Source organism: Microbulbifer maximicatervae (SeqCode) (genome assembly GCF_052466985.1).
In genome coordinates this window covers 2273485-2300285 of record NZ_CP174298.1, presented here as the reverse complement: position 1 = coordinate 2300285, position 26801 = coordinate 2273485, and the positions used below count along the sequence as shown (strand labels likewise).

The following is a 26801-nucleotide window of genomic DNA, read 5'->3' as shown; positions in this document are numbered from 1 at the left end:
TAGTGGTTTGTACTGGGGTGGTGGTGTGGCAAATATTTTTTTGTTTTATCTGTCAATTTGGGTTTTCAAAACAAATCTTGTCGGATAGTATTGGGTAACCGTATTCAGAATGATTGTTGTGCAACTCGCTCAGATTATTCTCTATTAACACTGTAATTAACAGTGTGGGTTAATACCAAGGTTTAGCCGTAGGGCAGGAGCATTTTCTGCCAAGAAGGAAACCCGGGATCTTATCATCTCGGGTTTTTTTGTCGGTAAATATAGGTTGTTTGTCTCAAATTCATCTTGCTTACTGAAACTCTTCTTTGTCTGCCTCTTAATTTTCTGAGGTAGGCTGCTTGCCCTCCCCAGAAAGATGGGCACCTTGGCCGAATAGTGAGAGAACCTTCCGGGTTTGTATTTGTACCAATGTCTTTCGGGCACTCGCCGAGTGGCCTTAGCGCCATTCTTTTATCTGGAACCAGTCAACTTAAACCATACAGGACAGGTGCCTCTATCGAATTGTTGGCAGTGAATCTATTGGAGTAGTAACCATGAATGGGAAGTGGTGGAGAAGCTTGAGGAGCTTCCCTCCGTTAGTTTGGATTATTTTAATTGGCAGTTTTTTTAGCCGTGGAACTTATTTTATGGTCTGGCCTTTCCTGGCCATCCTTCTATTTGAAAAGTTTCACCTCGGCGCGGCTGAAATTGGTTTGATCTTAAGTGCATCTGCCGTTGGTGCTGCTGTGTTGGGCTTCTTTACCGGTGCGCTATCGGATCGCTATGGGCGTCGCAATATGCTATTGCTTGGCTGTATTGTGAGTATTTTTTCCTTTGCCTTGTTGGCTGTGACGCAAACCTTGGTAGGATTTATCTGTGCGATGACCCTGTGTGCTATTGGTCGCGCGGTGTGGGAGCCGCCGGCGAGTGCGCTGATAGGCGACTTAATTGACGATCAAGCCAGCCGTGAATTGGCGCTGCAATTCCGCTACTTCCTGATTAATGTGGGGGCCGCGCTGGGGCCGATTGTGGGTGTCTGGGCTGGTTTGAGTGCGCAGCAATCCACTTTTGGGCTCACCTCTCTCAGCTACTTACTCTTAGCCCTGGCCTTTGTTTGGGGTTTTGCCAGAACCGAGAGCGGGCGTTTAGCGAGTAAGCAAAGGGATGCGGGCGTATCTCTGGGAAATACGCTCTCGGTATTGCGCCGTGATCAGGTATTTCTGGTGGTGATTATTGCGAATATTTTAACGCTGTTTATCTATGCGCATATGGATTCAAGCTTGGTGCAATACCTCACCCGCGCTGAAGCGCCGGGATTGGTAGAGCTGATATCCAGCATGATCTTTGTTAATGCGTCGACGATAGTATTACTGCAGTTTCCCATTATGAAGTTAATGGGACCGCTGGCCATTAACACCCGTATTGTGATTGGGTTGGGTATTTTGTCGATCTCCCAGCTTTGGTATGCCCTAAATCCGGTAGATTGGTTTTGGGGTTGGCTCGGAGCGACTTTTATTTTGAGTCTGGCTGAGGCAATTTTGTTTCCAACCATGAGTATTCAAATTGATCGGCTGGCACCGTCCCATTTACGTGGTACCTATTTTGGGGCCTCTTCCTTTTATGCTATTGGCTGGTCGATGGCGCCATTAATTGGTGGCGTGATTATCCAATGGTGGAGTGGCCCGGCCCTATACGGCTTGTTAGTGGTGTTATGTGGAGTCGTGTTCGTGCTCTATCGCCTTACCGAGTATCTGTCTCGCCCTGAATGGCCTGAGCCTGAGGGAACGGTAGTCGCGGATCGAGTCGCCAATGTGTCCTAGCACCGGATACAGAATTTAAGGGCAAAAAAATACCCCCGCCAACTCTGGTCGACGGGGGTATTTTATTTTGTGATCGCCGGGAAATTAGATCTCGGCAGCGAGACGTGAGCCCTGGTCGATAGCGCGCTTGGCATCGAGTTCTGCGGCTTCATCAGCGCCACCAATCAGATGGGTGGTTACGCCGCGCTCTTGCAGAGCTTCGTATAGCTTGCGTGCGGGCTCCTGACCGGCGCAGACAATAATATTGTCGACTTCCAGTACCTTTTCCTCTTCACCAACGCGGATATGCAGGCCTTTATCGTCAATTTTGTCGTAAAGGGCACCGGCAATCATCTCTACCTTGCGATGCTGTAGGCTGCCGCGATGAATCCAGCCGGTGGTTTTACCCAGGCCTGCGCCCACTTTGGTGGTTTTGCGTTGCAACAAATATACCTGGCGTGGAGAGCTCACTGCTTCGCGAGGCTTCAGGCCGGAGCGATTCTCCAGGGCAATATCGACACCCCATTCGTTGAAGAACTCTTCTTTATCGCTGGCGACCACTTCATCTTCAGTGGAGTGGGGGCCATCGTGGGTCAGGTACTCCGCTACATCAAAGCCGATACCGCCGGCTCCGATAATGGCAACCTTCTCGCCAACCGGCTTCTTGTGCTTCAGTACATCCAGGTAACCCAGGACTTTATCGCTCTCAATGCCGGGGATCGGTGGAGTGCGCGGCTCGATACCGGTAGCAATAATCACTTCATCAAAAGATTGCAGGTCTTCTGCTGTGGCAATGGTATTAAGTTTTACTTCAACACCGGTGACTTCCAGGCGGCGCTTAAAGTAGCGCAGGGTTTCCTGGAATTCTGCCTTGCCGGGGATCTGCTTGGCGATATTGAACTGGCCACCAATCTTATCGCTGCCTTCGAACAGGGTTACTTCGTGTCCACGCTCTGCGGCAACGGTAGATGCGGCCATGCCCGCAGGGCCGGCGCCGATTACAGCTACCTTTTTCACGTTGTCGGTAGGCAGGTAGTTCAATTCGGTTTCGTGACAAGCGCGGGGGTTTACCAGACAGGAGGTCAGTTTCAGCTGGAAAGTGTGGTCCAGACACGCTTGGTTACAGCCAATGCAAGTGTTGATCTCGTCGGCGCGGCCTTCGGCGGCTTTGTTGACGAACTCAGAGTCTGCCAGGAAGGGGCGTGCCATGGAGATCATGTCAGCCTGGCCGGAGGACAGAACTTCTTCGGCGACTTCCGGCACATTGATACGGTTGCTGGCAACTACCGGGATAGACAGGTGCTTTTTCACCTTGGCAGTAATGTCGGTAAATGCCGCGCGGGGAACACTGGTGGCAATAGTGGGAACGCGCGCTTCGTGCCAGCCGATACCGGTATTGATAATTGTGGCGCCAGCTTTTTCGATAGCCTGGCCCAGAGCCACTACTTCATCGAAGTCACTGCCATCTTCTACCAGGTCCAACATGGACAGGCGGTAGATAATAATAAAGTTCTCACCGACGGCTTCCCGTACGCGGCGCACAACTTCGATCGGCAGGCGGATACGGTTTTCGAAGGAGCCGCCCCATTCATCGGTACGCTTGTTGGTGCGTTTCACGATGAACTGGTTAATAAAGTAACCCTCGGAGCCCATGATCTCCACACCATCGTAGCCGGCTTCGCGAGCCAGGGTGGCGCAGCGTACATAGTCATCGATCTGGCCTTCGATTTCCTCGCTGGTCAATTCGCGCGGGGTGAAGGGGTTGATCGGCGCCTGGATGGGAGAGGGTGCAATCAGGTTTTCGTTGTAGGCGTAGCGGCCGGTGTGCAGGATCTGCATACAGATCTTGCCGCCCTCAGCGTGAACAGCATCGGTGACTTCGCGGTGCTGCTGGGCTTCTTCCGAAGTGGTCATCTTCGAAGCGCCCTGGAATACGCCACTCTCTTCGTTCGGGGCAATACCACCGGTTACAATCAGGCCAACGCCACCGCGGGCACGTTCGGCAAAAAAGGCCGCCAAACGGGTGAAGCCATTGGGGTGTTCTTCCAGGTTGGTGTGCATGGAGCCCATCAGCACCCGGTTTTTCAGGGTGGTGAAGCCCAGGTCCAGGGGGGCAAGCATATTAGGGTAGGCTTGGGACATGGCAAATTTCTCTTCTTGTAACCTTTAGGGTTCATTTATGTATATGCAAAAAAGTGCATATCGTTGCCCAGCAGGATAACAAGACGGCCCACTGTGAAACAGTGACTTAACCGGTCGAATTCAGTGATCAATTACGGACCTTATCTAACCTTGATGCGTCCCATTCTCATCTATAAATAAAGTGTTTTTTAAGGGTTCCCTGTCTCGACGTATACAGAGGCTCGTTTACTCTTCTACCAAGCTTACCAACTTGTTTCGCAGCCATTGATTGGCTGGGTCGTCGTGTTGATTTTTATGCCACAGCAGGTGCCAGTCCATTTGTGGGATTTGAAACGGAAGCTCAAACAATCGGGCTGAGTACTGTCGCGCCAGGCTGGCGGGGACTGTCAGTGCCAGGTCGGTTCTCAATACCACTAACGGTGCGACCCGGTAGTGCTGGACCCTCAATTTCACATTGCGACGGCGCCCTAACTTGTTCAGGGCAATATCTTCCAGGCCCGGACCACTGCGACGGCTGGAGACATGGATATGTTCCAGCTTGAGGTACTGTTCCAGGGTAAGGCTGGCGGAATCCGCCAAGGGGTGATCCTGGCGCAACATACACAGGTAGCGATCGTTCATCAGTCGCTGTTGTTTTATGTGTGGGGAAGTGGGTACGGGAACATCCAGGGCAAAGTCCAGGGTGTTGGCGGCCAGTTCCTTGACCAGCTGCTCCCTTGGGACCTGGAAAGACTCGACAGTAATACCTGGGGCCTCCTGCTCCAGCACTTCCAGCAGCCTGGGTAAAAGGAAAGTCTCCGCCATATCGTTCATGGAGAGGCGCAAGGTTTTTCTGGCTTCCTGTGGCACAAAGTGACGCTGCTCGCTAAGGCTTGCCCCCAGTAGAGAAAGAGCTTCCTGGACCTTCGGCATAATACTTTCAGTCAGTGGCGTCGGTGCCATACCGGTGGGACTGCGAGTGAATAGTGGGTCGTCTAACGTACGGCGAAGTCGCGCCAGGGCATTACTGACAGCCGGCTGGGTGATGTGCAGTTGCTCAGCGGCACGAGTCAGGTTTCGGGTTGTGTATATCGCCTCCAGCACGGGAAAGAGGTTCATGTCGATCCGCTGTAATTGCATTGCTGTCACCATCATCACTCTCATGAATGATTCAATATTCGCATAATAAACTTTGATGATTCAAATGCTGGAGATAGGGTTGGGGAGATCAAAAGGGGAGGGAAATAGGTGGCTGAATTTATTCTGGTACGTCACGGACAGGCTTCATTTGGGGCCGATGACTATGACAATCTCTCCGATACCGGCTGGCAACAGTCGCGCTGGTTGGGTGAATACTGGCGGGATAAGGGTATTCGTTTCGACCGGTTGCTGTGTGGCAATCTAACCCGGCACCGGCAAACTTTGGACGGCATTTGCGAGGGGCTGGAAATCCCCGGTGAAAATACCCGCAGTGTACTCACCCAGCTTAATGAATTTGATTTTCTAGCGGTTGCCAAGCATTACAGCGAGCTATACCCGGGTCAGGCACCGGGAGCAGGTGCCAGTCGCGCCGATTTTTATCGATTCCTGAAGAAGGGGATGCTGGCTTGGGCCGCCGGTGAGATCAGTCCACCGGAAACCTGGTCGCATTTTGAAGCCAGAATCGCAGATGCACTTAAAAACATTTGCGATAGCCCCAAAGGCAGCCGAACCCTGGTTGTTAGTTCGGGCGGTGCCATTGCCATGATGTTGACGCAAATATTGGGCGGCTCAATTTCCACCGTCGCCAATCTCAATATGCAAATCCAAAACACAGCCGTTAGCCGTTTATTTTTCAGTGCAGAAAATATCAGTCTGCACAGTTTCAATCATGTGCCGCACCTGGATCGGGATGGGCGTCACGAATATATCACTTACAGTTGATTGGGCAGGTAACGATGGAATTTGAATACTCAGACAAGGTAAAAGGACTGCTGGAACGCCTGCAAAATTTTATGCAGGAGTATATCTATCCCGCCGAAGCGATATTTATGCAGCAGTTGCAGGAGGATCGCTGGGGAGAGCCGGCGATTTTGGCAGAATTAAAGATTAAAGCCCGGGAAGCGGAACTCTGGAATCTGTTTTTACCGGATTCCCGTTACGGTGCCGGGCTCAATAACCTGGAGTATGCACCCCTGGCTGAGGAAATGGGGAAAGTACTTTTTGCATCGGAGGTATTTAACTGTAATGCCCCGGATACCGGCAATATGGAAGTTTTGGCTCAATACGGTTCTGAGGCCCAGCGGGAACAATGGTTAACCCCGCTTTTGGATGGAAAAATTCGCTCTGCCTTTGCTATGACCGAACCCCGGGTTGCCTCCTCCGATGCCACTAATATCGAAACGTCGATTACCCGCGATGGCGACAGTTACGTTATTAACGGCCACAAGTTTTATATCAGTGGCCTGATGAATAAACGCTGTAAAGTGATGATCGTGATGGGTAAGACCGACCCGGAAAATCCCAATCGTCACCAGCAGCAGTCGCAAATCCTGGTACCCACCGATACGCCTGGAGTCAAAATAGTTCGCCCGATGACGGTATTCGGTTATGACGATGCACCGGAAGGGCATGCAGAGGTGATTTTTGAAAATGTCCGGGTGCCTGCCAGCCATTTAATTCTTGGAGAGGGGCGCGGTTTTGAAATTGCACAGGGACGCTTGGGGCCGGGCAGGATACACCACTGTATGCGGTTAATTGGCCAGGCTCAAAGAGCACTGGAGATGATGTCGGCACGCGCGGAGCAGCGCATTGTTTTTGGCCGCCCGATGAGCAAGCAGGGATCGGTACGGGAAGATATTGCCAAATCCGCCTGCGAAATCGAGCAGGCACGCCTGCTGACTCTGAAGGCCGCTGCGCAAATGGATCGACTTGGCAATAAGGCGGCCAAAGGTTTAATCGCAATGATAAAAATTGTTGCGCCACAGATGGCTTGTAAGGTGATAGATCGCGCCATACAGATTCACGGCGCCGCGGGATTGGGGCAGGATTACAGTCTCGCCCATCACTATGCCTATGCTCGGACCATCCGTCTGGCGGATGGTCCCGATCAAGTTCATATGATGCAGTTGGGCAGAAACCTGGCAGCTCACTATGCCGCCGCAGAAAATCAGGGAGGACTCAGTGACTGAGACGGTAAAGAATTTGCGCAGCTCTGTGGAAGAGCTGCCTGTTGAGCGACTGCAAGAATATTTGTCCGGCAAAGTCGACGGTTTCAATGGGCCTGTAACGGTCACCAAATTTCCCGGTGGCCAGTCTAACCCCACTTTCAAGTTGCAGACCCCGGCGCGATCATATGTTTTGCGACGCCAGCCTCCGGGCAAGTTATTGAAATCTGCCCATGCCGTAGATCGGGAGTACCGGGTAATGTCGGCACTCGCCGATACTAATGTGCCGGTGCCCAGGGTATTGCACCTCTGTGAGGACCGGGACCTAATCGGTTCTATGTTTTATTTAATGGAATATTGTGAGGGTCGGATATTCTGGAATGCGGCACTGCCGGAAGTTGACGCCGAGCAGCGTAGCGCTATGTACGATGAAATGAATCGTGTACTGGCGGCCATGCACAGTTTGGATATTAATGCCGTAGGCCTTTCGGATTACGGCCGACCAGGTAATTACTTCCGGCGGCAGTTGGACCGCTGGAGCACTCAATATCGAGCCTCTGAGCTGGAGCCCATTGCCGCAATGGATGAGTTGATGGCCTGGTTGGGTGACGTTTTACCGGATGATGATGGGCGTATCGCATTGGTGCACGGTGATTACCGGCTCGACAATATGATTTTCCATCCTCAGGAGCCCAAGGTCATAGCGCTTTTGGATTGGGAACTTTCCACACTGGGACATCCCTATGCCGACCTCGCTTACCAGTGTATGCAAATGCGAATGCCCGCTGGCAAAGACAAAATGTCCGGCCTATTAGGCTTGGATATAAAGGCCTTGGGTATCCCCTCCGAAAAAGAGTATGTGGCCAAATACTGCCAGCGAATGGGTATTGATGGGATTGATAATTGGCCGTTTTATCTGGCTTTTAGCTTCTTTCGCCTGGCAGCGATTGTTCAGGGGGTGGTGAAGCGTGCAAAAGACGGCAATGCCTCCAATAAAAATGCGGCAAAACTGGGAGCCCTGGTAGAACCCCTCGCACAAGCTGCATTGGATATCGCTGCTAACGGTTAACTTGTGAAATTATAAGGATAAGAAATGGCAAAGAATATTTTTGATCTCTCGGGAAAAATTGCCCTGGTGACGGGTGCTAGTCGGGGTATTGGTGAGGCCATCGCAAAACTTTTGGCTGAGCAGGGTGCCCATGTTTTGGTTTCCAGCAGAAAAATTGAAGGGTGTCAGGCCGTAGCCGATGCAATTGTGGATGCCGGTGGCTGTGCCGATGCAATCCCCTGCCATATTGGCAACATGGATAATATCCAGCAGGTTATTGGCGATATTCGCGAGCGATTTGGTCGCTTGGATATTTTGGTCAACAATGCGGCGACTAATCCCTATTTTGGCCATATTCTTGATACTGATCTAGCGGCCTTCGAAAAGACGGTAGAGGTCAATATACGCGGTTATTTCTTTATGTCGGTAGAAGCCGGCAAATTGATGCGAGAGCAGGGTGGTGGCGTTATTGTAAATACTGCCTCAGTGAATGCCTTGCAGCCGGGTGTTGGGCAGGGTATTTATTCAATTACCAAGGCGGCGGTGGTCAATATGACCAAAGCGTTTGCCAAGGAGTGTGCGCAATTTAATATCCGGGTGAATGCTCTACTACCAGGGCTTACAAAAACCAAATTCGCCGGGGCATTGTTTTCCCACGAGGATATTTATAAAACTGCTGTTGGCCATATTCCCATGCACCGTCATGCGGAGCCGGAAGAGATGGCGGGCACCGTTTTGTACTTGGTCTCCGATGCTTCCAGTTATACGACCGGCGAATGTGTCGTTGTGGATGGTGGTTTGACTTCTTGTGGGGGGATTTAACCATGCATGATCCAATTCTCGATTTTAGTGATAAAGTCGCATTGATTACCGGTGCTGCCAGTGGATTTGGAAAATTATTGGCCGAGGAACTTGGTTCTCGGGGCGCTCGTTTGGTATTGGGAGATATCAATGAAGAGGCCTTGATGCAGTTGGCAGACAAACTGGGAAGCCAAAATATTGCTGTGCGCGCCCAGCGCTGTGATGTTTCCCAAGAGTTTGATTGCGCTGCTCTGGCGCAATTGGCTCAGTCAGAGTTTGGACAGCTGGATATCGCTGTTAACAATGCCGGAATCGCGCCTCCGATGATGTCTCTCAAGCAGACAGATGAGGCCATGATGGATCTTCAGTACAACGTTAACCTTAAGGGGGTTTTCCTGGGGCTTAAACACCAGTTGCCCCTATTGAAGATGACCAGCGGAGCTGTACTGAATGTTTCCTCTATGGCGGGGCTGGGCGGTGCTCCCAAGATAGCCTCTTACGCAGCGGCAAAACATGGTGTGATCGGCCTGACCAAAACGGCAGCGATGGAAAACGCCAAGTACGGTATCCGTGTAAACGCGATTTGCCCCTTCTATTGTCTAACCCCGATGGTTACCGATATTGCAACTGAAGATGCCAGCCCTGAACAAGTTCAAGCGTTTCTCGCTGAGGGATGCCCGATGAAACGCCTGGGCAAGCCGGAAGAAGTCGTAGCGGCCATGTTGATGCTGGTTTCCCCAAAAATGACTTACATTACCGGGCAGGCACTGGCAGTAGATGGCGGTCTCTCGGCCTATTGAGGTTGGGAGTCGCAGAGAAAGCGAATAGAGAATCGAAAAGGAGCCTTCGATGCCTGTAGAAATTTCACCTGATAGCCTCGGCTATTACATTGGTTTTGAAACAGAGCCCACAGACTGGTTTGAAGTTGACCAGCAGAGAGTTGATAGCTTTGCTGAGTGCACCTTGGATCGACAGTTTATTCATGTAGACCCAGAGGCCGCTGCGAAAACACCTTTTGGTGGAACGGTTGCCCATGGATTTCTATCACTGTCACTGCTGCCTTATTTTGTAGGTGCTCTACAGATAACGGTTACAGGTGCTTATATGGGGGTGAATTATGGCTTGGATAAAGTCCGCTTTATCAACCCTGTAAAGACCGGTAGCCGGGTGCGCGTCTCCGGGAAAATACTGGATATTACGGAGAAAAAAGAGTCCCAGTATCAAATTAAGCTGATGGTAACTATGGAAATAGAGGGTGAGGCGAAGCCAGCTTTAGTTGCAGAGTGGATTTTTCTGCAGATTACCTAGTGGGGTCAGTATAAGGCCGGACCACCATTTTTCTAAGTCGTGGTGGAAAGTGGTGGTTTCGATCTGTTTGAGAGTTGTTTAAGGCGAGTTTACATAAATGTTTCTTCTTGTTTAAGGGTGTTGAGACCCATGCGAACAATATTCAAGTGAGAAGCGGGAATACCTTTTTTGTAGTACTCACCAGTAAAGTCAAATTGTTGGACTTCGATAAATGGTGAGAATAGGGTGCATCCCCAATAGGGGTTTATACCCCACCAGCCATATTTCCCAGCGGTTCTGGGGTTTCTTTGAAAGAAGTTGTAAGCCCTTTTGATATTGTCATATTTGAGTTTGAATTTTCTTTTGTCATTGATGCTGTGGGCGTCAAATATCACCAGGCATTGTATAGAGATGCCTTGCCTGCCAAGTGCATTGGCGATTTTTATCGCAGCATTTCCCCCTCTGCTGTAGCCAAACAATATCGCTGCTTTTTTGCGCGAAACCCCATTTTTAAGGTAACGGTAAATAGTGAGCTTTCGTGTGTGGGAGAATATCCGCCCATGAAGTTGGTTGATTACTGACTTTAGTACTGGATTTTCTCCGGCAGAAGGACCACCGGCACCGTAGATGCCTACCACAGTGTAGTGGCTAAGTTGAGACTGTATAGGAAGTGAGAATTCGAACTGGCCGCTTGAACTTGATATCAGTTGTTTCTAGCTCCTTGAAGCCGTGCTCGATAAAATTCGGCAGTGACGCTTAGCACTTTTACGTAATTCATCGGGCAGGGATTCTTCACTTCCATCCTGCTGTTCAGTCCGCCAAAAGTGGCACAAGGCAACATACTCGCCACTATTTACCTGATTGCGTAGTACGAGCCAGGGATCTGGCGCTGGGGTAACTGCCATCACAGTTTCTTTCCAATCCCTTAACGCCGGCTCGTACAAATGCTGCTCGGTGGAATTTGCCTTGTGAGTGAAGGCACCTAGGTGTTGGGCTGGATGAAGAAGCAATAGCAAGGCGGTTACCAAGCTACAACTTACTGTTGCACGAGAGAGTAGATGATTGACGTTTACTTTCGGCTTATAGGTTTGGGCTGTTTTATATAGATCGTCATCCAGCTGCTGCGGGGAAGTCAACGTCTCGGCTTCTTTAAAATATTGATTTTCCCAATTGCTCATAGCATTAACTCGATTACTCTTCGATAACTTCTACTTGCCAAGGTCTTCTCTCCGAACCGTATATCGCTTCGTCCAGTGCGGTTCGGGCGCGATGATATAGGGTGCGGCATTTATTGAGAGAGAGCTGCTCGATATCGGCCACGGTTGCCAGTGGCAGCTTGCATTCCATATGCAGTAATAAAACATTGCGCAATTGAGAAGGTAAATTTTGAATCGCTGCGAGAATTCTATTCTGCTGGGGAGACTCTTGCGCGGATTTCTTCGAACTGGAAAATTCCTCAAGCTTGAGCAATTTATTGACTTGGATGTAAAGCCAACTTTTAAGCAGACGCCCGTGCAATTCTGGCGGATTTTCCAAAAGACCACGCCAGAGTTTTTGCAAGAGTAAAGTGGATGAAGACGGCGCCATTTGCATACAGTAGCGATACAGGGAATCTTTATGACGGCCGTAGAGTTGATGGAACACAGCAGGTTTGCGCGACTCCTTGTAGTATTGGAATAGCGCCTCGTCAGATAGCTGGCGTAACTCTTTGAGAGACAATGTCTTGAGCCTCCGTACGCAAATTATCCCGCCTCGAACCACTGGCCGAGTATTGGTTTATGCGGCGTCAATAAAGAAGATTGTAGTATGGTTCTGCGTCGCAATTATTCTCTGGCCAGTACTTATAATTTCAGCCGATGTCACGGTACGACAGATACGAATCTTCGGGCTTGCGAAGTATAGTTGCCCCTGGTTTGAGAGGTGGTTGCTCGGGTAAGGGCCAACGCCAGATTTATCAATAAGTGATGATGCGCCTAATTAAGCAATCAAACGTCAAAAAGAGGCTTGCTCCGGCAAGGGTAGTGGCAATTGAACAGGGCCTTGTCCCGCCCGGAGGTCTGTGAGTCGCAAGCCTACCCCAAGAAGGCGGATGGGAGCAGGGCGTTTTTCTCGACATTCCTGCAGTAGCTGGCGGAATTCAGAAATACGCCCGGCACGGCTGCTGCGCTCGTGGGTGCTGGTAGTAAAATCCGCGTACTTTACTTTTACGGTGGCACCATTTACTTCGTAACGATCGCCGAGTTTTTCCAGCCGCTCCAGCAGACGCATATACAGCTCTGTCAGCTGTTCCAGCCATTCGTCAAAACTGGATAAGTCTTCGCAAAAGGTGCGCTCGACACTAACACTCTTGCGGGAGCCATCGCCGCTTACCGGGCGATCGTCAACACCACGGCAAAGGTCGTAAAGGCGGCGGCCAAATTTGCCAAACTTCTTACTCAGTTCAACTTGCGAAAAATTGCGTAAATCCGCGCAAGTGCGAATGCCTTGTCGATGCATTTTCTCTGCGGTCACCCGTCCCACGCCGTGTATTTTGTTGATAGGCAGGCGCAAAACAAATTGATCGACCTCGCTTGGCGTAATGACTGTCAATCCGTCGGGCTTCTGCCAATCACTGGCAATTTTGGCCAGGAATTTATTCGGGGCCACCCCGGCAGAAATAGTGATACCCAGGGTATCGCGCACCCGTTGCCGGATTTCCTCAGCGATTAGGGTAGCGCTGCCGTGGCAGCGGCCACTGTCGGTGACATCCAGGAAAGCTTCGTCCAGGGATAGGGGCTCAATATCATCGCAGTAGTCGAGAAATATCTCCCGTATCTGCCCGCTGACCTCCCGGTACTTAGCCATGTTGCCGGGTACTACAATCAAATCAGGGCACAGTTTCTTGGCCTGGGCGGTAGGCATTGCGGAGCGAACCCCATAGCTGCGGGCTTCATAGTTGCAGGTAGAGATCACTCCGCGGCGGTCGCTACTGCCTCCAACGGCCAAAGGGCGTCCACGAAGATTGGGATCGTCACGCATTTCGACCGAAGCGTAGAAGCAGTCACAATCACAGTGGATAATCTTTCTCATGCTGTGATTATATACAGTGTTATGTCGTGCCAGAAAGTAATTTATGCCACTTGGACACCCGGCGATGACAGGTAGGTGAATAATGAGCAGTATTCCGTTGGTCGAGCACCCAACTTCCGATGATGTAGCCAGGGTTTTTGCTGAGATTGATGACGAGCTGGGGGGAATCCCCAGTCTGTTCCGTGTCTACGCCCAACACCCGGGATTGCTTGAGGCAAACTGGTACAAGTTTAAGACGGTGATGATTCACGGCTGTTTGTCGGCGCAGCTGAAAGAAGCCATTGGCCTGGCAGTCTCAGCCGATAACCACTGTGACTATGGCATTTACCATCACAGTATGTCCCTGCAAATGCTTGGGGTGGAAACCGATGAAGTGATGCGGATTCGCACTGACCCCAAGCATGTGCACTTTTCTGAAAAAGAGCACGCCCTGTTTGACTTGGCGCGCAATGCCAACAGCGCCCCTGATGACCATCGCGAGCACCTGATCGCCGCTGCGCGAAAGCTCGGTGCCGGTGATGATGAGATTCTTGAGGCGTTGGGGGTAATGGAGATGGTACTGGGGGCCAATCACATTGCTGAAGTGCTCAGCCTGGCGCCGACCCGAGTGCCTCACAAGAAGTAATAACAGGCGCCCTTGGGCGGCTGTTCTACTTGGGTCTGCCGAAAATTAGTGCCAGCACAAACATCACAAGGAAAATAAAGAAAAGAATCTTGGCTATTTCAGTTGCGGTCGAAGCGATGCCACTAAAGCCAAAGAAGGCGGCGATCAGCGCAATAACCAGGAAGGTGACAGCCCAGCGCAACATAAGAGGCTCCCAATAGAGTGGAGGGAGCCTTGGGCTCCCGTTCCGCTAATTGATAGAGTCCCGCTCCACAGGTTCCAAATGGTCGCCTGCTTTCATCAGGGTTAGTTGCTCCAGTGTGGCAAACTGGAAGCCCTTTTGCCTGAGTTGCGCAGTAATGAGGGGCAGGGCCTCCATTACCTGATGGTGCTGACCATACATGGGGTGCAGCAGAACCACACTTCCGTCTTTTGCCTTTTGGGATATATAGTCAGCTGCGACTTGAGCGCCGCCTGCTTGCAGTTGCTCAGTAGGATCGATATCCCAGTGAGCAATCTTGAACTGGTGATCGCTTAAAAGCGTGCCCAGCTCGTCAGACATCTTTCCGTGAGGAGGGAGAAACATGGGCTTGCTGGTATAGCCATTACTTTGTAGTAGCCGACAGGTTTTTTTAATCTCTTCCTTGGCACTACTCAAAGGCATCTGGGAAAGGTTTGTGTGTGAGTAACCATGGTTACCTAACTGATGTCCAGCCTGAATGATTGCCTGGGTCTGCTCCGGGTACCTTTCCATTTCCTGCCCAGTAGGGAAAAAAGTGGCGGTTACTTCTAAAGACTCGAGCCGCTTTAACAGCGGTTCGGTTTTGTCGGGGGAGGGCCCCTCATCAAAAATAAGCGCTACCCATTTATCCTTGCCGGTAATTGCCTGGGCACAGGTTGAAAATACAAAAAGCCAAATGCAAATAGCATTAATTATTATTTTCATTTTTTAGGGTTTCCACAGATAGAAAAAAAGCCGTCAATGACGGCTTTTTTCTTTGAACTTGTTTAGCGCTCTAGCTGGTCCAGCTTGCCCTTCTTGCCGTCCCACTCCTCGGCATCCGGTAATGGGTCTTTCTTCTCAGTAATATTGGGCCATACCTCGGCGAGTTCTGCGTTCAACTCGATAAACTCCTGCTGATCGTCCGGAACCTCATCCTCAGAGAAAATCGCGTTGGCGGGGCACTCCGGCTCACACAGGGCGCAGTCGATACACTCGTCTGGGTGAATTACCAGGAAGTTGGGGCCTTCGTAAAAACAGTCTACCGGGCAAACCTCTACACAGTCGGTGTATTTACACTTAATGCAGTTTTCCCCAATTACGAATGTCATGTTTGTCCCTCGATAGTGCCACTGAATTCTTCGTGCAGCGGATTTTATCAATTACTGGCGCGAATTGTAGTGGCTTTTCAGTCGATTTAGTTCACTGTTTATAACAGGATGAATTGGGCGACCAGGGTCGCCCGGTCTTTTACTTCAGTAACTTGCGTAAAGAATAGAGCGCTTCCAGTGCCTGGCGTGGCGTCAAATCGTCCGGATCAAGCTCCTCAAGGGCATCCACGGCCGGGTGGCTCGGGCTGCCAAACAGATCTACCTGCTGGGGGGAGCCAGGGGCTGCGGCCATTGGCACAGCGGCTTCTTCCGGCTCCTGTTTGGGGGCCGGTGCAGGCGTAGCAATAGGAGCTGGCACATCTACCGACTGGGCGCCGGCTTCCAATGCTGCCAAGCGCGCGCGGGCCTCGGTCAATACATCACTGGGGATGCCGGCCAGTTTGGCCACCTGCAACCCGTAACTTTTAGAGGCGGGCCCTTCCTGGATGCGGTGCAGGAAGACAATTCCCTCGCCGTGCTCGGTGGCATCCAAGTGGATGTTGGCGGCCTCAGAGCATTGGCTGGGCAGGTCAGTCAGTTCAAAGTAATGGGTGGCGAACAGCGTAAAGGCACGCACTTCCCCTGCCAGGTAGTGGGCACAGGCCCAGGCCAAGGACAGGCCGTCGTAAGTGCTGGTACCACGGCCAATCTCATCCATCAGTACCAAGCTGTGCTCGGTGGCATTGCGCAGGATATTGGCGGTCTCGGTCATTTCCACCATAAAGGTGGAGCGGCCACCGGCCAGGTCATCGGCACTGCCGATGCGAGTGAAGATACGATCCAGCAAGCCGATCTGGGCACTGTCGGCGGGCACGTAACTGCCGCAGTGGGCCAACAGGGCAATCAATGCTGTCTGGCGCATATAGGTAGATTTACCGCCCATGTTCGGGCCGGTAATTACCAGCATGCGGCGGTCATTGTGCAAATCAATATCGTTGGCCACAAAGGGCTCGTCCAATACCTGCTCCACCACCGGGTGGCGCCCGCCGGTAATATGCAGACCAGGCTCAGTGCCCAGTTCGGGGCGGCACAGGCGCAAATCGTCAGCGCGCTCGGCCAAGCATGCCAGCACGTCTAATTCGGAGATACCCGCAGCGGCGGCTTGGAGCTCTGCCAGGGACTCATTCAACTGATTGATCAGCTCTTCGTACAGCGCCTTTTCACGAGCTAGCGCGCGGCTCTTGGCGGAGAGCGCCTTGTCTTCAAACTCCTTCAGCTCGGGAGTAATGAAGCGCTCTGCATTTTTCAGGGTCTGGCGGCGAATATATTCAGCTGGCGCCTTATCGCTTTGCCCGCGACTGATTTCAATAAAGTAGCCGTGCACCCGGTTGTAACCCACCTTAAGGGTGGGGATACCGGTGCGCTCTTTTTCCCGCTGCTCCAGTTGCACCAGGTAATCGCCGGCGTTTTCACTGATAGCGCGCAGCTCGTCCAGCTCTTCGTCGTAGCCGGAAGCAATAACGCCACCGTCGCGAATTACTACCGGAGGGTTTTCAATAATGGCATCTTGCAGCAGCTCTACGGTTCCAGGCCACTCGCCGATCTGGCTGCACAATTCATTCAATAAAGTTGCGTCAGATTCCGCTAACTGTTGCTGGATTTCCGGAAATTGAGCTAGGGACTGGCCCAGGCGAGCCAAATCCCGAGGACGTGCAGAGCGCAGTGCCAAACGGCCCAGGATTCGCTCCATATCGCCCACAGGTTTGAGGGCATCACGCAGAGGCTCAAAGCCATAATCGGCAATTAATGCTGCGATGGCATCCTGGCGGTTGCGCAAGCTAGTCAGCTGGCGCAAGGGGTTGTTAAACCAGCGGCGCAGCAAGCGGCTACCCATAGCGGTTTTACAGCTATCGAAGACCGACAATAGGGTATTGTCATCGCCACCGTTCAGGTTCAGATCAATCTCCAGATTGCGGCGGCTGGCACCATCCAAGGCGACTGTCTCATCACCACTTTCCGTCAGCAGGCCGCGAATATGGGGCAGCTCGGTACGCTGGGTGTCCCGTGCATATTGCAGCAAACAGCCGGCAGCGATCACAGCGCCGTGCATATGGCTACAACCAAAGGCCTCCAGGTTCATGGTGCCGAATTGTTGGTTGAGCAGACGCAAAGCGCTCTCAAGTTCGAACTCCCAAGGTGCGCGGCGGCGCACGCCAGCGCGGCGCTCGATTTCAACCGGCAGGCTAAGGTCTTCCGGCGCAAGCAGTTCAGCGGGATTGTGGCGCTGCACCTGCTCGGCCAGAGCTTCCAGAGTATCTGTTTCCTGAACCACAAAACGACCGGTTGCCAGGTCCAGCAGTGCCAGGCCAAATACATCGCCCAAGTGTGAAATAGCAGCCAGGAGGTTATCGCGGCGATCGTTGAGAAGTGCCTCGTCCGTGACCGTGCCCGGAGTAACAATACGTACTACTTGGCGTTCAACCGGTCCCTTGCTGGTGGCGGGATCACCGATTTGTTCACAAATGGCAACGGAAACCCCAGCTTTAATCAGCCGCGCCAAGTAGCCCTCAGCTGCATGGTATGGAATACCGGCCATGGGTATAGGCTCACCCCCGGACTTGCCACGGGCAGTAAGAGTGACATCCAACAGCTCTGCCGCCTTCTTGGCATCATCAAAGAACAGCTCGTAAAAGTCCCCCATGCGGTAGAACACCAGCTCTTGGGGGTGCTGGGCCTTGATGCGCATGTATTGCTGCATCATGGGGGTGTGTTCGGGTTTCGCGGCCTTGGTCTTGTTTGCGGTTTTTGGCATTTTTCTCTAAGAAAATCAGTAAGTTACAAAAGTGTTCGCAAACCCCAAGAGCCCCGCAGGAGTGGCGGCCGGCTCAGATTGGGGTAGGGGGCAGGTTTCCTCGGGGGCTTAATAAGCAGAAGCGTTCGATCAAATAATGAACGGCAAGCCCAAACCTGATGTTCTTGAAGCATGCAATCGGGATAGATCTGAACAGAAAGGTCCAGGCTAAAGTTCGAAGGGCTTCTTTATCGGGAGCGCAGAATAGCAGAGTGGGGGGCAAACCACTATGGATGGCTTATCAACTGAAAGTCGAATGACCAGCAGCGACCCTGTGATTTTATGAGAGCCTTGTAGGGAAGCGGGACGTTTTCGTCTTTGAGGTAAGGACCGTCACTTTTCTTTCCTCTAATGAATCTGCTGCTGATCTCAACAAAAAAGATTCCTGACTCAGTAAGGTCGAGTACTAAACAAGCCAATTCTTTACGCGGTAGCGCATCCCTCCAGCTGGGACATATGTGCATAGTAGGCTGATGAAATACAGTACTGATAACTAAGTCCTGCTTCGTATATCAGAATTCAAAAGACGCTGCTTTATATCTACTTGTTTCGTTTCGTGACACACAATGTATTTTTTTTATTTTATTGGGTTTTTAAGCGGACTTTGATTGAGGGCGGTAGAATTATATAGAAGGGTGATATATAGGCGCTGCTTTTGAATTAACTGTTACGTTTCCAAGATGAAAAATCTAATACTTCTACTTGTTTCAATATCTTTTTCTGGAGCCTCTATGGCATATAACCTGCACATTGAAAAACTAGGCCATTGGGATTCTGAAGAAAATCGAATATCAGAAGCGGAATGGCTGAACATTTGTAAAAATGATCAAGATTTAAAAATTGAGACAGAGATCAGCGGTGTTAACCCCTATACAGGTGAAGAAATCTCGATGCCTGGTATTTTATGCCATTGGACTGATTCCAAGAATGGCACACATGTATTTAGCTATAATTCTGGGCGAATAACATTCGGTGGTGAAGATGCTCAAATACCAAAGGCAAAAGAAATTGCCAGTAAAGTTGGGGCGGTTGTAGTTGGTGATGAAGGCGAAGAGTATTAAACGTAACAAGTTGATGCTGTTCGTTCCGGCCCTGCGGGCCTACACCGGACAGTCCACGCTTCGCGCGGCCTGCCGCAGATCAAGGCGTTATGTGTCAGTGAGTAGGAAATATGATTGATGTCATTGATGGGTTTAAAGCAGGTGGTTGCGGTAAAATTTTTATCAGACACTTATTTAAGCTTATTTTTACATTGTGTGCTTCAATAGTTCTTGTAGGATTGATTCGCGCCTTACTTGGGAAAGATGAAATAATACCTCTTGGTGCTGAATTCATAGGCGTTTTAATGGCTTTGGTATTAGTGCACTTAGTTGATTTCATGCGTGCGGTAATTAAAAATGGCGAGCATTCTGATATACCCCCAACCACATAACCAGGCCAAGCAGGCTCGCCCAGCTATTGGCTGGGCTGGACGGCCCACGCTATGCTTCGGCCGTCCCTGTTGGCAACGTTAAGCGTTCAAGGAGGAGCATTGAAGATAGCTACCATTTTAGCACTAGTAATGATTAGCAATCCTGTTTGGGGTAATAGTCTCAATACAGTCGAGAAAATACAGGAAAGTATTTCTGCTAATCTATCGCAAGGCGATAGTACGAAAGCAATTGAAGAATATTTAGCCTCAGCAAACATTGTGTATTCTTACGATAAGTATTCTTTTAGATACCAGGCCGTAGTACGAGAAAATGAGGCTGACTGTAAATTTGAATCTATATTTCTTTGGCTATTCTATGAATGTGCCATTCAAATATATATCAACTTAAATAAGCAAGGGGACTACAAAGATCATGAAGTTTATCAAAGTTATTCTGGCTTATAGCGTCGCAATGCTTAACAAGTGACTATGGTTGCTCGTCAAGTTTTTAAGCCATACTTTCATCCCAGTAGGTGTTATTTTTCACCATCGTATTCAGGATCGTAATCTGCTTTCTCATGCAGACAATCAGAGCGACCTTTTTAGGTTTGCCAGCGTCGACCAATCGCTTATACATCGGTTTTAATTTAGGGTGATGTTGTATGGTCGACATAATGGAAACAAACAAAACCGTTCGTACACGATGCCTTCCGCCTCGAATATATCTCTTTCCCTGGAAGCTCCCGCTATCACGGTTCATCGGGGCGACACCTAAAAGTGCAGCGATTTCTTTACGGTTCAATTTTCCTAGCTCGGGAAGCTCACTCATCAACGTATAAGCCAATACATTTCCGACCCCTTTAGCACTCAACAATAGGTCGCGCCTTTGCCGCCACTCAGACACACTGTTAACCAGTTTATCCAGTTGCTTGTCGATACCTTGTATCTCCTTCTTGATGGTGTTTAGAATGGTCTGGATAGGCTTGTGTACTGATTTCGGCATCCTTTGAAGCCGATTCTTTTGCATTGTGCTCATCTCTAAACACTGACTTCTTACCGCCAGTAAGTCACTGATCTCCCTAAGCTTTTCTGGCTTTAGCACCGACAGCCTTGGCTTCATGGCCTCACCAAAATGTGCAATATCCATTGCATCTAGCTTGTCAGTTTTGGCGAGGCGCCCTGCGGATTTAGCGAAGCTTCTTATCTGTGAAGGGTTGCAAACAACAACAGGTAATCCTGCTTTGTCAGCGGCGCAAACAAACTCGAATTCGAGTCTTCCTGTAGACTCTATTAATACTCTTTGAGGTTTAAGAGGTTGTAATTGTTTAATGGCATCCTTAATGTCATTTTTATCATTGGCAACACTAAAGAATTGGCCAGTAGGTCTCACATAAATATCGAGTTGTTTACTGCTGGTATCGATACCGACATTGATCTCTTGAGGTTCCATAAGATAAGCTATCTCCGCCTTGCTATTCGGGCTCGAGGCCCACATGACTATTCGAGTTATGCCTAGTGAGTGCTTATCACGTTCATACTTGTTATCGGTCTTTTACGAACCGGCCAGGCAGCGAACTGTGATAAACAAGGCCTTCGGTGGCCGCCGAAGGTGGGTCTCAATTTACCCGTTAACGAAAAGGATTTTCAACATCAGAATTGGGTAAGAACAACCATACAAGGTCAAGCACGACCGCAAATGCAAGCATTTGCAGGATCTCCGCTGCTTCGCAGCTCCGGCCCGTGTTGGCGGGCGTATGTTTCTGGCAAGGACATTGAGTGAAACCGAATTACGGAGCCTACATACCTGGAACGGCATTGGCTGTATTACCAACACTTGGCGCTTTGCTAGTCTCGGTTGAGAAGTATCAAATTGTTGAGTATGGGGTATTATTTTTAGCGATAGTACTGAGAATTATCGAGTCAAAAACTCCATTGGTTATCGCTCTTGTCGCGATGGGCGTAGTGTTTAAATTTTTTGAGGGAAAAATGCCAGTTGATCTGTTTTCGGGAAGGTTTGAGCTTACACGGAGAATACTAGCAATTTGTACAGCGTATATCCCTTTGGTTTCCGTGGACCTCTATTGGCGTGTAAAAAAGGGGATCGAAACATAACAAGCGGCTGTTATCGCCCCTGCGGGGCTGTGACGGTCTTTCCGCCGCTTAGCGGCTCCAAGTCCGCCCCAAAGCTGGGCGTTCAATTCTATAAAGAAGATCGTGAAGTATTTGATATCAATATTTCTGCTATTCGTATCTAGTTACACGTTCGCTTGTAAGTGCGTTCCAGGAGATATGGATAAGTGGTACTCCGATTCTATAGAAGTGGCTCATGTGAAGATTGTCGGAACCTCTTTGGAAAACGACCCTGAAAGGGATAAAGAACGGGTTAGGATCAAGTATCAAGTCATTGAGCAATTCAAAGGTGATGATTCTGAAACTGGCCATGTATATGAAGGCCTTCATAACTGTGCTCTAGGAGTAAGAACTGGAGCAAAGTATATTCTTTTCATCAGAGAACATAGGCTTATCTCCAGGTGTGGAGGTAGCCAAATGATTTCTGACTGGATAGATAAAGGAAAAATAATTCTGGAACAGTTACGAGATAAAGAATTGAACAAGGGCCAGCAACGGACCGCAAAACCTGTAACTTAAATTGCATTCGCAATTACGTGCCAGGCTCTGCGGCCGCTGTGGCCGGCGTTAAGTGTAAGACTTACCCACGTTTAGTAGACACGCCCAACGCCCTTAAAGGTCCCTACATAGAAGGATCTTACGAGCCTAGATAACCAGGGTGTTGAGTATCAATTTCACCACAGGCTTCATCATCATGACGGTTTCTCTCCAAAGTCTGAACATGTGACTCCGTGAGGATCAGTCCCTCCTCAGCTAGCTTGGCCTTAAGTGCCTTTAATCGCAATTTGAATTTAGCCAGGTCATGACGTAACCAGATACTCCGAACGCCACTAGGGGACACAAATACACCGAGTTTGAGCATTTCATTGGAAACTCAAACCTGCCCATGGGTAGGCTTTTGGGCGACATGAGTTAACACTGCCTCTTCAATGACTGTGTCAACGCGGTTTTTGTGGTTGGTCACGGGCCAGTTCTTCTCAAGAAGGGTGTCCATGCCGCTTCTTGAAACCGCTTCCTTGTACCGATAGAAAGTGTCTAGCGATACTCCTAGCGTCTTACAAGCTTTGGATATATTACTGAGCTTTTCTGCTAGGTTTAGTAATCCGGTTTTGTGTTTGATGATGCGATCATTGGTATGGATTATGGGGTATATTCTTGGTTTTACTTTTAGGTACCCTCATCAAAACCGGTAAACTCTGCTTTTTCAAGAGAATGCGTCAGATTTGGCCTGAACCAATCCAAATTATTTCAATCTCAGCGAAAACTATACCAGCTTCCATCTTTCCAAAAAAAAATCGGTAATATTTTATTTTTTGATTTTTAAATAATGCTTATATATAGTCCTATATAGGGGGGGGAGGCATAAGGGCAGCACTAAAAAGTCTATTTCCTTCGATTTTATCGGCTCCCCCCCCCTGCCATATTTTTGAATTCAAAGGAGCAAAAATTTGCAGAAGTATCATTTAGATATTTCTTGGTGGCGCAAGTAAATTTTATTTAAATACTATAGGCTTTTACAGTAATAATTAATTAATAATTAATTAACATTTAAAATTCTAAGCTACAGCCCAATTATTATTTTGATGGATTTCATGATACATATTTTCAAGTTCCACTATTTGAGCAATTTGGTATAGTTGCAACCCTTCCGCATAACTAAGGCGCTTTCTTTTATATAAATTAAAGTTCTCACGTACCTTGGTTATATTAACCAGGTTAGGTAGGATTCCACTACATGAATGAAGGCTATCACCTATCCATTCTAAGATTTCAGAATTTAAGAAGTAGTTTGAGTTGGATGTGATGAATCCAGTTTTTACTGGGTTGCCATTTACTTCAGGCGGCAATATTCCTTTCATGCTTTGACGTAGTAGTAATTTGTTCAGTCCTTTTCCCATTTTTGTCTTGGAAGGCAAAGAGAAAAGAAAGCAAACAATCCTCCAGTCAAGAAACGGAGTTCTTGCTTCCACTCCATTCGCCATAGATGCATAATCAAAAGCCCTCAATATTTTCTGTAAAAACCCGAAATGAAATTCTTCATACAACTTACAGTTAAGGTTATCATCCAGCCCTCCTAAAAGATGTTTGTCTTGATCCAAAAGTGAGAATCGCGGACGGATTTGACGTGATACTATATAATCCGGGATGTTTATCTGCTGCTTTTTTCTCTTTTGTGAACCAACAAACTGCTTTAGAAACTTAACTCTAGATTTTAACTGTTGGAGAGTAGATATTGCACTTGAGTTTTTGGCCATCTGGTACCACACTTGTGAAATATCGGCTGCACGAAATGGGTCAGGTATTCCAGATAAAGCATCTAACATTGCCGCAGGAGTATAAAAATGGTATCCGGCCATCAACTCATCAGCACCATGTCCATCTAAAGATACAACAATATTATTCTCCCTCATGCGCTGATATACACGATAAGGCCCTTCAGAAGTTACTCCAATATTTTCATTGTTAAATAGAAGTTTTCTCATCATTGTATAAGACATACGTGAAAATTCTTCTATTTTGTGTAATTTTGAATGGGTTTTTGAGTTTAAAATCTCAACTGCAGGTAATTCGCTTCTTGGCCCGTTTTTCACAATATGAAAGATGTCGATATGGCTATAAGAAATGTCACCTTTGGATAAAACTTTATCTGCCATCATTAAGACTGAGCTGGAGTCCATACCGCCACTGATGGGAATGCCGAAAGGTTTATCACTGCGCATTCGAAGCTGTACTGATGATTCTAGTAGATCGCGCAGCATTTCCTTTCTACAACCATGATACTCAGCAAGATTGGCAGTATGTTCAAGTGTATTCCACCACCGAACTAATCTCGGGCGTTGCTTTTTTGAGACCTTTAGAAAATGTCCGGCCGGAATCCGAAATACATCTTTAACAATAGTTTCTATGGTATCATGTTCTTTTGAATAGAGACGACGGTATATTTCGTCCTCATTCATCACCAAATTGAATCGATCTAGGTGTAAGAATGCTTTTACTTCGGAAGCAAATGCAAAGTAAAATTCATTGGATACATAAACACAAGATTTGATAGCAAAACGATCAACACATATAGTTAGTTCTTCTTCAATACTATCCCAAATAGCAAAGGCCCACATGCCATTTAGTTTGTTCAGGCACTCGTCACCCCATTGAGCATAAGCAATAAGTAAGACCTCGGCATCAGAATCTGAAATAAAGTGATGTCCAAGAGATTCTAACTCCTGACGTAGTTCAATGTGATTATATATTTCTCCATTATAAGTTAAATGATAGCGATTGTTATAATGCATAGGCTGTTTACCTTTATCCGATAAATCAACAATAGCAAGACGACGATGACCAAGCCCTATGGGAGCTGAATTATCCACCCAAATACAGCCGCTATCAGGGCCTCGATGTGTAAGTGAATTGTTAAATGTAGTTATTTGCCCATCTGATATCGGCTGCCCATCAATATTAATAATTCCAGTAATTCCACACATAGAAGACTCCATGACATACATACTGTCATTTGAATTAATTTAACTTATTTTGCTAGAAAGTATCTTAGAGTTAATCTTATTACTTGCATCAAGGGTTATTACTTCATCGAAAAATTGCATAATATTTTTATTGTGAGATACAAATAATACGGTTTTTTCCCGTAGTTTTTCTAAAAGATTCCGTAGTATTCTTTGTTCTACGTCAGCACTTAGATTTGATGTAATTTCATCACAAATTACTATATTTTCTGAGTGAATAAAGAGCCTAGCTAAGGCGAGTCGTTGCCGCTGTCCGCTACTAAGCTTATAGCCACCTTGACCTACTTGAGTGTGGATGCCATTACTCAGCTCTGATACGAAAGAATCACTTTCTGAAAGTAATAATGCTTCTTGTATTTGATCTTCAGAAGCATCAGGATTGGTTTGAATTAAATTATCTAAAATTGAGCCATTACTAAAGAAGCTGCTGCTAAATACAATGCTGACATTTTGACTAAAGGCCAAAAAGCCCATTCTATCTATAGTGTTATTATTAATATATATTGTGCCTTGTTGGGGCTTATAAATCCCAGCAATAAGTTGTGTTAATGTAGATTTTCCTACACCATTTGCACCTGTAATAGCAATTTTACTACCTCTGAAAATTGTTAAATTTAGGCGGTCAAAAACGAGTTTCCTTTCAGTTTTATGAGTATAAGAAAAGGTAACATTATCAAATTTTATAGCTATATCAGAAGGCTTAATGAAATTGGTATTTTCACTTTTATTTTCTGTTTGATGTGAATTCTCTTTAGGGATTGAAAAGTATTCAGCTAAACGTTTCATGCTAACCAATGCACTTGATAGCTCGATTGCGGATGTTGAAAAAAAGGACAAAGGTTGATACATTCTGGTGACAAATACGCTAAAAGCAACTATCGTACCGATGCTAACTTCACCCTCGATAAAGATAATTCCTCCAATTAAATATACGATAGCAATACCACTCATTGATAACATATGAAAAATAGATTCATTACCTCGAGTTAAAAGACCAATTTTTAAGCGTATAAGACGAATACCCTCGGCAAAAGAAGAAAACTCTATTAAATTTTTACCATGGAGACCATTTACTCGAGAATGCAGTTGACCTTCAAAACTAAAGTTGTCGGTAATATTCCCATTGATTTTGTCTGAAAGATTGAAGGCTTTTCTAGATAATTCAGTATTTTTACGAACAATTAGAAACAGTACTATAAAGTAAAAAGGGAGAGTGGAAATGGCTGCCAATGTAAGTTCAATATTTAAATTGAGCATTATGACCACTGCGCCGATGAGTAATACCGAATTAGTGAATAGACCTGGTACAGTTTTACTAATTACTCTGTGAATATTCAAGATGTCACTAGTGAACCTACTAGCTATTTCACCAGTTTTGGTCTCTAAGAAAAAATTATTGGAAACGAACTGAATATGGCGATAAAGGTCTATACGTATATCTTTGGTGGCACTTAGACCAAGCATGCCCGTGTAGTATTCTTCCAACGATTGTGAAATAGCTATAACAATTAATGTTATGATCAATACTGTAAAAATATAAAGCAAATGCGTCAAATTTTTATTTGGCAGGGCATCATCAACCATCTCCTTAATCATTAAAGGTGGCAACAAACTTAATAATACTGCAAGGGTTAAAAAAAATACACCTTTGAAAGCGACCCATTTATAGGGTCGCAAATACTTCCAATACCAGGTGAAAGCGCTAAAATCCTTTCTTGTCATA

26 protein-coding genes and 1 pseudogene are annotated in these 26801 nt (G+C 47.9%); 13 read left to right on the top strand and 14 right to left on the bottom strand.

Features of this window, described 5'->3' with window-relative positions:
• The first annotated feature begins 533 nt into the window (after positions 1–533).
• On the top strand, positions 534–1799 hold the full coding sequence (locus ACJJI3_RS10165) for an MFS transporter (protein ID WP_444942340.1): 1266 nt from the start codon (positions 534–536) through the stop codon (positions 1797–1799).
• 84 nt (positions 1800–1883) lie between these two features.
• On the opposite strand, the gene ACJJI3_RS10160 is transcribed toward ACJJI3_RS10165, so the two are convergent.
• Positions 1884–3920 carry an oxidoreductase gene (locus tag ACJJI3_RS10160; protein ID WP_413664906.1) on the bottom strand — a complete coding sequence of 679 codons (2037 nt, stop codon included), beginning with the start codon at positions 3918–3920 and terminating at the stop codon, positions 1884–1886.
• 225 nt (positions 3921–4145) lie between these two features.
• On the bottom strand, positions 4146–5039 hold the full coding sequence (locus ACJJI3_RS10155) for a LysR family transcriptional regulator (protein ID WP_444915918.1): 894 nt from the start codon (positions 5037–5039) through the stop codon (positions 4146–4148).
• Positions 5040–5147: 108 nt separating this feature from the next.
• Here ACJJI3_RS10155 and ACJJI3_RS10150 point away from each other — a divergent pair, with 108 nt between their 5' ends.
• The 6 genes from ACJJI3_RS10150 to ACJJI3_RS10125 are packed head-to-tail and all read left to right on the top strand — an operon-like array spanning position 5148 to position 10202.
• A complete protein-coding gene (locus ACJJI3_RS10150; RefSeq protein ID WP_444942339.1) occupies positions 5148–5822 on the top strand; it encodes a histidine phosphatase family protein in 675 nt (224 codons plus the stop codon).
• A 14-nt stretch (positions 5823–5836) separates the two neighbouring features.
• Positions 5837–7069, top strand: coding sequence for an acyl-CoA dehydrogenase family protein (locus tag ACJJI3_RS10145; protein ID WP_444942338.1), 1233 nt, complete (start codon positions 5837–5839; stop codon positions 7067–7069).
• The gene (locus ACJJI3_RS10140) at positions 7062–8114 is read left to right on the top strand and encodes a phosphotransferase (RefSeq protein WP_444942337.1); all 1053 of its coding nucleotides are present in this window, start codon (positions 7062–7064) and stop codon (positions 8112–8114) included. Before ACJJI3_RS10145 ends, ACJJI3_RS10140 begins: the two co-directional genes overlap by 8 nt.
• A 24-nt stretch (positions 8115–8138) precedes the next feature.
• Positions 8139–8915: an SDR family oxidoreductase gene (locus ACJJI3_RS10135; RefSeq protein ID WP_282931833.1), complete on the top strand. Its 777-nt coding sequence runs from the start codon at positions 8139–8141 to the stop codon at positions 8913–8915.
• A gap of 2 nt (positions 8916–8917) precedes the next feature.
• Complete coding sequence (locus ACJJI3_RS10130) at positions 8918–9694, top strand: SDR family NAD(P)-dependent oxidoreductase (protein WP_444942336.1); 777 nt, start codon at positions 8918–8920, stop codon at positions 9692–9694.
• A gap of 49 nt (positions 9695–9743) precedes the next feature.
• Complete coding sequence (locus tag ACJJI3_RS10125; RefSeq protein ID WP_413664911.1) at positions 9744–10202, top strand: MaoC family dehydratase; 459 nt, start codon at positions 9744–9746, stop codon at positions 10200–10202.
• An 89-nt stretch (positions 10203–10291) separates the two neighbouring features.
• Here ACJJI3_RS10125 and ACJJI3_RS10120 read toward each other — a convergent pair whose 3' ends face one another.
• The 4 genes from ACJJI3_RS10120 to dinB form a co-directional block, all read right to left on the bottom strand.
• Positions 10292–10660: a hypothetical protein gene (locus tag ACJJI3_RS10120; protein ID WP_413664912.1), complete on the bottom strand. Its 369-nt coding sequence runs from the start codon at positions 10658–10660 to the stop codon at positions 10292–10294.
• A 234-nt stretch (positions 10661–10894) separates the two neighbouring features.
• A complete protein-coding gene (locus tag ACJJI3_RS10115) occupies positions 10895–11359 on the bottom strand; it encodes a hypothetical protein (RefSeq protein WP_413664913.1) in 465 nt (154 codons plus the stop codon).
• Positions 11360–11372: 13 nt separating this feature from the next.
• Entirely contained in the window at positions 11373–11900 is a 528-nt protein-coding gene (locus ACJJI3_RS10110; protein ID WP_413664914.1) for an RNA polymerase sigma factor, read from the bottom strand.
• Between the two features lie 273 nt (positions 11901–12173).
• The gene (gene dinB, locus ACJJI3_RS10105) at positions 12174–13250 is read right to left on the bottom strand and encodes a DNA polymerase IV (RefSeq protein WP_413664915.1); all 1077 of its coding nucleotides are present in this window, start codon (positions 13248–13250) and stop codon (positions 12174–12176) included.
• 82 nt (positions 13251–13332) lie between these two features.
• Here dinB and ACJJI3_RS10100 point away from each other — a divergent pair, with 82 nt between their 5' ends.
• A complete protein-coding gene (locus ACJJI3_RS10100; protein ID WP_444898118.1) occupies positions 13333–13875 on the top strand; it encodes a carboxymuconolactone decarboxylase family protein in 543 nt (180 codons plus the stop codon).
• 25 nt (positions 13876–13900) lie between these two features.
• Here the strand turns inward: ACJJI3_RS10100 and ACJJI3_RS10095 are convergent, their stop codons facing one another.
• The 4 genes from ACJJI3_RS10095 to mutS form a co-directional block, all read right to left on the bottom strand.
• Positions 13901–14059: a DUF1328 domain-containing protein gene (locus ACJJI3_RS10095; RefSeq protein ID WP_282931841.1), complete on the bottom strand. Its 159-nt coding sequence runs from the start codon at positions 14057–14059 to the stop codon at positions 13901–13903.
• 45 nt (positions 14060–14104) lie between these two features.
• The gene (locus tag ACJJI3_RS10090) at positions 14105–14800 is read right to left on the bottom strand and encodes a polysaccharide deacetylase family protein (protein WP_413664917.1); all 696 of its coding nucleotides are present in this window, start codon (positions 14798–14800) and stop codon (positions 14105–14107) included.
• Between the two features lie 62 nt (positions 14801–14862).
• Positions 14863–15186, bottom strand: coding sequence for a ferredoxin FdxA (gene fdxA, locus ACJJI3_RS10085; RefSeq protein WP_108732342.1), 324 nt, complete (start codon positions 15184–15186; stop codon positions 14863–14865).
• 139 nt (positions 15187–15325) lie between these two features.
• Positions 15326–17977 (bottom strand): DNA mismatch repair protein MutS, encoded by a 2652-nt coding sequence (gene mutS / locus ACJJI3_RS10080; RefSeq protein WP_444942335.1) that lies wholly within the window; start codon positions 17975–17977, stop codon positions 15326–15328.
• Between the two features lie 770 nt (positions 17978–18747).
• On the opposite strand from mutS, the gene ACJJI3_RS10075 reads away from it, so the two are divergent.
• The 3 genes from ACJJI3_RS10075 (at position 18748) to ACJJI3_RS10065 (ending at position 19892) form a co-directional block, all read left to right on the top strand.
• Positions 18748–19077 carry a hypothetical protein gene (locus ACJJI3_RS10075; protein ID WP_444942334.1) on the top strand — a complete coding sequence of 110 codons (330 nt, stop codon included), beginning with the start codon at positions 18748–18750 and terminating at the stop codon, positions 19075–19077.
• Positions 19078–19187: 110 nt separating this feature from the next.
• Positions 19188–19448: a hypothetical protein gene (locus tag ACJJI3_RS10070; protein ID WP_444942333.1), complete on the top strand. Its 261-nt coding sequence runs from the start codon at positions 19188–19190 to the stop codon at positions 19446–19448.
• A gap of 99 nt (positions 19449–19547) precedes the next feature.
• On the top strand, positions 19548–19892 hold the full coding sequence (locus tag ACJJI3_RS10065) for a hypothetical protein (protein ID WP_444942332.1): 345 nt from the start codon (positions 19548–19550) through the stop codon (positions 19890–19892).
• Positions 19893–19935: 43 nt separating this feature from the next.
• On the opposite strand, the gene ACJJI3_RS10060 is transcribed toward ACJJI3_RS10065, so the two are convergent.
• Positions 19936–20877: an IS110 family RNA-guided transposase gene (locus ACJJI3_RS10060; RefSeq protein ID WP_444942331.1), complete on the bottom strand. Its 942-nt coding sequence runs from the start codon at positions 20875–20877 to the stop codon at positions 19936–19938.
• Between the two features lie 326 nt (positions 20878–21203).
• Between ACJJI3_RS10060 and ACJJI3_RS10055 the strand changes: the two genes are divergently transcribed.
• Positions 21204–21539 (top strand): hypothetical protein, encoded by a 336-nt coding sequence (locus ACJJI3_RS10055; RefSeq protein WP_444942330.1) that lies wholly within the window; start codon positions 21204–21206, stop codon positions 21537–21539.
• Between the two features lie 177 nt (positions 21540–21716).
• Complete coding sequence (locus ACJJI3_RS10050; RefSeq protein WP_444942329.1) at positions 21717–22076, top strand: hypothetical protein; 360 nt, start codon at positions 21717–21719, stop codon at positions 22074–22076.
• A 74-nt stretch (positions 22077–22150) separates the two neighbouring features.
• Here ACJJI3_RS10050 and ACJJI3_RS10045 read toward each other — a convergent pair.
• From ACJJI3_RS10045 to ACJJI3_RS10035, 3 genes and pseudogenes are all read right to left on the bottom strand, one after another.
• Positions 22151–22701: pseudogene (locus ACJJI3_RS10045) on the bottom strand (helix-turn-helix domain-containing protein); the annotation flags it as partial.
• A gap of 412 nt (positions 22702–23113) precedes the next feature.
• Entirely contained in the window at positions 23114–25039 is a 1926-nt protein-coding gene (asnB, locus tag ACJJI3_RS10040; RefSeq protein WP_444942328.1) for an asparagine synthase (glutamine-hydrolyzing), read from the bottom strand.
• Between the two features lie 39 nt (positions 25040–25078).
• Complete coding sequence (locus ACJJI3_RS10035) at positions 25079–26800, bottom strand: ABC transporter ATP-binding protein (protein ID WP_444942327.1); 1722 nt, start codon at positions 26798–26800, stop codon at positions 25079–25081.
• Position 26801: the final 1 nt, after the last annotated feature.